This is a genomic window from Roseicyclus sp., assembly GCF_018402035.1.
Taxonomy (GTDB): domain Bacteria; phylum Pseudomonadota; class Alphaproteobacteria; order Rhodobacterales; family Rhodobacteraceae; genus Roseicyclus.
The window spans coordinates 1-5,527 of sequence record NZ_JAGYJN010000029.1 but is presented as its reverse complement, the minus strand read 5'-3'; the positions used below and the strand labels follow the sequence as shown (position 1 = coordinate 5,527).

The following is a 5,527-nucleotide window of genomic DNA, read 5'->3' as shown; positions in this document are numbered from 1 at the left end:
TGCCCTGCGTGATCATCAGCAATCGGCCCCGACCTGTCATTCACGAGCAGTATCCACGCTTTGGTGCAGCTACCGCACTGCTGCCATTCGTGCACGATGCAGCATTTTAGGACGGTGAACGAATGCCTTAGGACAGGTCTGTCCGATGCCCTTAAAAACAACGCCCCTGGGCAAGAAAACAGCGGCTTCGCGGTCTGATCCGCCCTGTTCCAGCGGCTTGGGCGACCGCAGACGCCGGTCGGGGTAAAAATGCTTGTCCAGCGAGAAAATTCAGGTGATCGTCACGTCAGCCAGAATGCCTTTTGGGGAATGTCGGTGAAAAGGTGCCTCGCCACATCACCAACATTACAAGCTTTTACGCACGACATTAAATATTTACAGCTATTAGCTTCAATGACAAGTTCAGTAGTAGCGCCATGACGAGCCATAGCGCGGCAAGCGAAACACTTCTTGGAATGCGTTGGGCAGGGCCACGGCAGGGGGAACACATGCAGTTATCTATTAAGAGATTGATACTATTGTCCTTTATGGTGGTTCTTATTCCTGCTTTGGTGCTGCTATCGATTGCTGACTATCGGAAGGCCAACAAGACGCTGCAGGACAATTTCGATTTCATGGTTGAGCAGACGGCGCAGAACGTGACTGGTGCTTATAGCTTGGTCGAGGTGGGCTATGAAATCCTGTCGCTGAGCATGGAAAACAAGATGTTGGCGGCCTTTGAGCCGTTCAAAAGCGCCTATTTTACAGCCGGGGGAGTTGTTGCGGACATCGATCTTGCCACGCTGAAGGCGTCGCTGGGCGAAGAATTCGACTTGTACATCATCGATGAAAACGGTGTGATTATTCATACGACTTTTGACAAGGACCTAGGTCTTGATTTTTCAAAGGTTGCGCCGAAATTTAATGAAATGCTGCAGGCCATCCGTTTGGCCGGCACCTATCAGAGTGACCGCATCGCGAGCGAAACAGTTACAGGCAATGTGCGGAAATATGCCTATTGGGGCACGCCGGACAGGAAGTACATTTTGGAGATCGGCATTAAGTCGACCCAATTTGCGATTCCGCTGAGCAGCCTGGATCTTGTGCAGATCGCCACCGGGTTCGAGAATTTCAACCCATCGCTGAAATCAGTGAGGATCTTCAACGGTGGTGCAGTTATAATGAACAATCCGGACTTCGTGCCCGACGATGCCCTGATTGAACGGGTTCGCAAGGTCTATGATTCCGGGGTGACCGAGACATATGCTGATGAGGCGGCATCTATTATGACGGTCTATGTGAAGGCCGATGTGGAAGAGCGACTAGATTCCGTATCGCAAGGCGACCGAGTGATCGAGTTAGTCTTTGACACCTCCGAGGTGAACGCGCAGTTGGCCAGCCTCGCGCAGAACCAGATCCTGATCACTTCGATCTTTATTCTTCTCGGCGGCGCCTTGTCACTTGTGCTGGCGGGAACGATATCCCGTCCGATCATGCTTCTGAATCAGTCCGTCAAGAAGATCGCGTTAGGGGATTTGGATGGCGACATTCCGAAGCTGTCGTCGTCGAGCGAGGTTTCGACCTTGCAAAACGGCATCCAGGTAATGAAGGACAACATCCAGAGTCGCATCGCAGATATCCATCAGTTGAACCAGTCCTTTGAACGCTTTGTTCCCAAGGAGTTTCTGACCTTGCTGGAAAAGGACCGGATTACAGATGTAAAGCTGGGCGATAGCAGAGCCTTGCAGATGTCGGTGTTGTTCTCGGATATGCGGAATTTCACTGCGATATCCGAAAAGATGTCACCTGAAGAGAACTTCCAGTTCCTGAATGAATATTTCAGCAAGCTTACGCCGGCGATCCGGGCCAATGGCGGGTTCATCGACAAGTATATCGGGGACGCTATCATGGCCTTGTTCCCGGAAACGCCGAGCAATGCGGTTCGGGCGTCGACCGAAATGATCAAAAGTCTGAAGGAATGGAATAAGTCGATCAAGCGTCCGACTTCCGCGCAACTTGATATGGGGATTGGCATTCATGTCGGTGATCTGATCCTGGGCACAATCGGGGAAGCTGACCGTATGGAAACGACCGTGATCAGCGATACCGTCAATGTGTCCGCCCGTTTGGAAAGCCTATGCAAGCAGTATGGCGCGAACATCATCGTTTCGAGCGCAGTGTTCGAAAAGCTGGATAGCGAGCAGAAGGGCCTGTCGCGGCTGATTGACCAAACCGTGGTGAAGGGCAAGACGGAAGCTTTAAATATTTATGAGGTGTTCACGGCGGATGACCCCGAGAGAATCACGCGCAAGGTCGCCTACGCCGCCAAGATCAATGAGCTGGTCACCCTTTATTATGCAAACAAGGCGGCTGATGCGCAAAAGGTCCTGAAGGAGCTTTCGGGTCACGCCAGCCATGATCGGGTGGTCGCGGAATGGCTGAAGCGTTTCGGGTGATCGCGGGAAGGCATCCGGAGGCCCACAGCTAAACGCCGCGCGCTCAAAAATCTGCGCTGTCAGAAACTTACCGTATGGGTAACTTTGCTTGACCTTTTGGCGGACGAGACGGATTTGCGGGCGGCCATGGTAGAAGATGTGGTCTTTTTGGCAGAACGGAGTTGCGCGCGTCTTTCATTGACCTTGCTGAACTGGATTTTCAAGGGCTGAGGAGAAGTGTTCTGGCGCATCTAAATCTCTCGGGCTGGGTTAACTTCCTCGCCTAGGACCATTTTCAGGCGGAATGGCATTGCACCTTTTCTGGTAGTGAAGGATCAGTTGACTCGCGCAGGCCGAAAGTCTGGAGGACATGATCCTTGGGCCCAGTGTCACGCCGACAGGGCAATCAGGGGGCGCGGCTTTTTTGCAGGCCGGGGGCCCCTATCATATTTCGACTTCCATCCCGTCCATTGCGAAGGAAACACCGGTGGGCAGGTAATTAGCCAGGTCGTCCAGTTGAGCATCGGTGCGTGATGGTGCGTGATGACCAATCACAAGGCGGCCGATGCCGGAATGTTCGAAAAACCTGATGCCCTGTTCGATGGAGGAATGGCCCCAGCCCTTTTTGGCGCCGAGTTCAGCCTGGGTGAACATGCCGTCCCAGACAACGACATCCGCGTTCAAACAGAATTCTAGCAGCCTGTCGCTTTGGTCGTCTTCGTATTCATTGTCGCAAAGGTAGCAGAATTTGCGGCAGTCATGCAGTACGCTGTAGCCGGCCGCACCCCCAGGATGGTTCAATTCGAGCCAGTCCAGTTTGAACTGGTCACCGAAACCCTGCTGCAATTCGGAAATATTCGCGAAGTTCAAGTTCTTCAGCGTCGTGATTATGTCGACCGGGAAGTAGCCGCCCGAAAAGTAGGTTTGCAGCGTGTGCCGGAGGGGGCGCTTGGTGGAAAGGGCACTGCAGATCGTAAATTCATTCGCGGGGTTGAAAATGTCCGCGTTGAAAGGGAGTCCCTGAATGTGGTCGTGGTGCCAATGGCTATAAAGGCAGATCTTTGTCTTGTCTTTTCCAAACTTTACCGTCCGGAATCCGCTGCCGGTGTCGAAAAAGACCTGGAAGTCGCCGAAGTTCAGTTCGTAGCACGAGGTATTGCCGCCATAGCGGACGGTGTCGTTACTGCAACTTGGGATGGACCCGCGACATCCGTGGATACTCAGTCTCATGTTGGCTCCCCCGCTCTGGGCGTGTCTATAACTGGAACTTCCCGCTACGGGATCGTTTTAAGCTCAATTCCGGCAACGATATACTCCGCGACCGGGCAGTGGGGTGGCGTTGGAACGCATCGTCATGCCGCCTAAAGAACCAGGGTTATTTTGGGCTGTTTTCTATTTGCAAAAATTTCGATGGACATTGCCTGATTTTTGCAACGTTTGTCAACGGCTGGGCTTCGTTGTTCATCCTCTAAGCTTGGCCTGGGCCGCAACATCCAGTCAACTTGCGCGGCGATATGCGGGCATGCATCTCATTTTCCATCCCTGTGCAGAATTTGGCAGAAGATCTTAACGCGAGGATTGACCGACTCGGCAGAAGGTTTCAATTTTGCATGCAATTTGGGGCGGCGTGTGGGTGGCACATTAGGGGGCGAGCCTGCTGCATTTGCAAGTTTTCGGCGGGGCTTGGGGAGCGTCATTGCCCTTGCGCTGTTGGGAGTGGGGCCAGGTGCTGGCGCATTGGGGGTTGGCGCGGCATTGGGGTCGACACCGCGCGACGTGGGGTTCGGGCGGCCGTGGTGCGGATGGGGCACCGGGCGCATTTCTGGATGGAACGGCGGTGTCTTTGGCGCGGCGACGATTTTGACACGGCGCGTATTTGCTGGATGCATGATCTTGAAATGCAATTTATGGGGCGGTTCGGTGTTTTGCATCAATCGGGTTTGCAATCCGTGGACAGGCGCGGGGGGAGGTAACTTTTGCCGGAAAGGGTTGTGGATTGCGTAAATAAAGCGTGGAGTTGAGGCCGTCGGTTCGGAGGTTTTAGGGGTTTTGAAGGTTGTTGGCCCATTCTCGAGGCGAGAAATTGCATTTTGGTGTGGAATTCTTGCCCACGGCCGGAGCGGCCGTCGCACAATTACCATGGTGGAACCCTGATAGGAAAAATCATCCATTTCGGTAAATTTAGATGGCATAATTGTAATTCAAGGCTTTGTAGCAACGGCAAGAACGGGCGTGGTCGTGCCGGGGTTCTGGGCGCGCGGGTGCCGGGCTACCGTCTTGACTTTCGGTGAGAATATGGGGCAACACGAGGCTGTCATCCTGGACGCTGCGGGAGAAATTGGATGCAGAAACGCGATTTTCCTAAGAACTCCAATATCTTTAAGAAGGGCGACAAGCCAGATGGTCTTTATGTCATCGGGTCGGGCACCGTGGGAATATTCTTTCCGACAAATTATGAGATGAAAATTCCCGATATTACGTTAGGTGCGACCGAGATATTTGGCGAGATGGGCATCATTGACACCGCGCCGAGGATGGCGACGGCCAGGGCGCTGGAGGACAGCGTAATCATTTTCGTGTCCGAAACTGACTTTAATTCTCTTCTGACCCAGTCGCACGTGATTGTGCGCGGCGTCATGGCGATCCTGTCCGACCGCTTGCGCGAGTTGCAGAAGCGACGGTGACAGGCATCCGGTGGGGGTGCAGGTTTCTACACAGCCGTCTTGCGCGTGCATGACGGGTCCACGCGCCTCGAACCTCGAAACTTGAGCCAAGAACCAAGAACCGCACACCTCGCATCTCAGTCCATATGTGTTATAATACAACACTTCATGATCGGGGTGTTTGCGATGTTCGAGAAAGGTAACAAAATCGGTTCCGCAACCCGCTTTGGAAAAGAGTGGCCTGGGGCGCGTTGTGGGTCCAAAACGCGCAAGGGATCATTATGCCAGCGCCCTACAGTGGCCGATACAGGGCGGTGCCCCAATCATGGGGGCAAGAGCACAGGGCCTCGGACCGAGGCAGGACGCGCTCGGATTGCGGCTGCGCAGACCAAGCACGGTAGGTTAACAAAAGAGAAGCGGGCAGAGGCTCGGCAGAGGGCGCAATTGGGT

At 53.8% G+C, this 5,527-nt stretch carries 5 protein-coding genes; 3 read left to right on the top strand and 2 right to left on the bottom strand.

All coding sequences use genetic code 11. From position 1 onward, the window contains the following. The first annotated feature begins 527 nt into the window (after positions 1-527). On the top strand, positions 528-2,435 hold the full coding sequence (locus KG698_RS14495; protein WP_213686266.1) for an adenylate/guanylate cyclase domain-containing protein: 1,908 nt from the start codon (positions 528-530) through the stop codon (positions 2,433-2,435). Between the two features lie 423 nt (positions 2,436-2,858). Here the strand turns inward: KG698_RS14495 and KG698_RS14490 are convergent, their stop codons facing one another. Both KG698_RS14490 and KG698_RS14485 read right to left on the bottom strand, forming a co-directional pair. Further along, positions 2,859-3,644: an MBL fold metallo-hydrolase gene (locus KG698_RS14490; protein ID WP_213686265.1), complete on the bottom strand. Its 786-nt coding sequence runs from the start codon at positions 3,642-3,644 to the stop codon at positions 2,859-2,861. Between the two features lie 299 nt (positions 3,645-3,943). Then, complete coding sequence (locus tag KG698_RS14485) at positions 3,944-4,345, bottom strand: hypothetical protein (protein ID WP_213686264.1); 402 nt, start codon at positions 4,343-4,345, stop codon at positions 3,944-3,946. Positions 4,346-4,756: 411 nt separating this feature from the next. Between KG698_RS14485 and KG698_RS14480 the strand changes: the two genes are divergently transcribed. Next, positions 4,757-5,098 (top strand): Crp/Fnr family transcriptional regulator, encoded by a 342-nt coding sequence (locus tag KG698_RS14480; protein ID WP_213686263.1) that lies wholly within the window; start codon positions 4,757-4,759, stop codon positions 5,096-5,098. A gap of 147 nt (positions 5,099-5,245) precedes the next feature. Continuing rightward, positions 5,246-5,527: HGGxSTG domain-containing protein (locus tag KG698_RS15725; RefSeq protein WP_367114126.1), on the top strand; the 282-nt coding region annotated here is incomplete at its 3' end.